This is a genomic window from Bacillus cereus group sp. BfR-BA-01355, assembly GCF_022663675.1.
Classification (GTDB): domain Bacteria; phylum Bacillota; class Bacilli; order Bacillales; family Bacillaceae_G; genus Bacillus_A; species Bacillus_A thuringiensis_S.
Genome location: NZ_JAKUFY010000331.1, coordinates 1 through 374, shown reverse-complemented (window position 1 = coordinate 374; position 374 = coordinate 1). Strand labels below are relative to the sequence as shown.

Below are 374 nucleotides of genomic sequence, written 5' to 3'. Positions count from 1 at the left end.
ACAGTACATATGATGGGAATTGAGGAACAGAAATATCCGTATGAGCCAAAAGTAAGTGCGTGTGAAGTGGATATGTCACATCCATTTTATCGATATGATCCAAATCAATGTATTGCTTGTGGGCAGTGTGTAGAAGTATGTCAAAACTTACAAGTGAATGAAACTATATCAATTGATTGGAGCTTAGACCGTCCACGTGTTATATGGGACAATGGTGTAAGTATAAATGACTCATCTTGTGTAAGTTGTGGGCAGTGTGTAACAGTATGTCCATGTAATGCGTTAATGGAAAAAACAATGCTGGGTGAAGCTGGATTCATGACAGGATTGAAACCGGATGTGTTAGATCCGATGATTGATTTTGTAAAGGATGT

Annotated in this window: 1 protein-coding gene; it reads left to right on the top strand. The window is 38.2% G+C overall.

What is annotated here, in order from left to right; translation table 11 throughout:
* On the top strand, positions 1-374 hold a 374-nt coding region (locus MR167_RS31910), incomplete at both ends, for a 4Fe-4S binding protein (RefSeq protein WP_242316270.1).